This is a genomic window from Pseudomonas sp. 30_B, assembly GCF_017491605.1.
In the GTDB taxonomy this organism is placed as follows: Bacteria; Pseudomonadota; Gammaproteobacteria; order Pseudomonadales; family Pseudomonadaceae; genus Pseudomonas.
Window position 1 is genome coordinate 1 of the sequence record NZ_JAFGYY010000057.1, and the last position, 1515, is coordinate 1515.

2 protein-coding genes are annotated in these 1515 nt (G+C 57.2%); both read right to left on the minus strand.

The annotated features are described in order from the left end of the window. Positions 1 to 1361 (minus strand): DUF2875 family protein (locus J5M67_RS27155; RefSeq protein WP_207888506.1); only part of this gene is annotated, 1361 nt, incomplete at its 3' end. An 18-nt stretch (positions 1362 to 1379) separates the two neighbouring features. Then, positions 1380 to 1515, minus strand: a 136-nt coding sequence (locus tag J5M67_RS30000) for a DUF3274 domain-containing protein (protein ID WP_207888507.1), incomplete at its 5' end; no start/stop codon positions are given.

The window sequence follows — 1515 nt, forward strand, 5'->3', positions numbered from 1 at the left end:
TAGAAGATCCGCTTCGGCGTTTCGCCGGTGGGCAGCGTATCGACGGCTTGCTGCCACCCCGCCTTGAGCGCTTGCGCCTGCTGCGCGGTCTTCAGCGGCTTGCCGTGCGCCTCGGCGAGCTTCACGTCGATGGGCCGATGCAGGTAGCCGAGCAGCGGCGCGTTGTCGAATTGCCTCACCTGCCAGGTCGTCCAGCGCACGGGGATGTACGGCGTGGGTTTGAACTCGCCCGGGCCTTTGTTGCTGATCGTTTTCCAGAAAGCGGGGAGTTTGGTTTGCCACCAAGCCGAAGTGACAAATCCCGGTGACATCGGCGTGTCGACGCCTGCCTTCCGTTCCTGAGCATCGTAATGCGCGGAGAAGCCGTCCGGCCCGGAATCGTGATTGATCTTCCAGAAGTAGTTCCACAGGCGCGTGACATCGTAATCGGTAGTGTTCTTGTTGACGTCCTCGGTCTGTTCGACAGCGTACGGACGGATCAGCCTGTCGACTCTGTCTGAGCGGGACACAAGCATCGAAACCATGCTATCCGGCATCGAGGGAATGTTCGACTGCTTGAATGTGTCCACGTAACCCGGCGTCTGGTTGAGCTTTCGGGTTGCTGCCCCATCAAACGTCACGATTACCGCTTCAGGAACGTCCGGATGCGCGTCGAAGAACGCGAATAACTTCTCGACGATGCTGGTACCGTCGTCGGTGTTCGCGTCTTCCTGCCATAGCAGTAACGTGACACCCAGGCTCGCCTCTTGCCGAAGACCGGAAAGTTCTGCGCCTGGCCGGTCGGCACGCTGAGCCTTCGGCGGCTCCCAGATGAATACCGGAACCGGCCAATATTCAACGGAGTGGCGCGCGCCATATTTGAAGCTGATCCGCGTCGACAACTCTACCTCGGTCATCCGTTCATCTTCATTGGCAGGATAGTCAGCGGGATTCTGTGACATGTATGTCGAATGGTTGTCTGCCTTGGCCTCGACGGCTTTCCAGATCTCTTCATTCGTCTCCTTTCCCGCCACAAGCCCTAGGCCTCGCACTTCCAATACGAATTTTCCGCCTGACTGAGCGAGCAATGCCGGGGAGCTGTTGTTCCCAGGCGGGAGGATAGCCGGGGTCGACTGCGCACTCGACGCCGTGCTCGTAGCCAGCGGTGGTTCGGCCGAGCTCAGCCAGAAGTAGCTCGCGGTGAAAGCTGCTGCGATACCCCCCAGTGCAACCAATACACCGTTTCGAATGCTACTCACCATACCTGGCATCTCCTGTCCTGTTGCTTGCCAATAGTGGTAATGCCGTGTCATCACGAAGATAGTCCAACCTAGCGCGACTAGTGCGAACACAGCCGCAAATGGCCAGATACGAGGTTTCATAGCGCCTCTTCAATAATCTCATGTTTTGCTTTCAGCCTTTAGTTCGCTGGTAACCAATGGCGGAAGTGTAAGCATCACGAATTTCTCAGCCGGAAATTGACCGGTTCGGTAGTACGTTGAGCATGCGTCCAAAAAATCACGCGTATGTTTATCC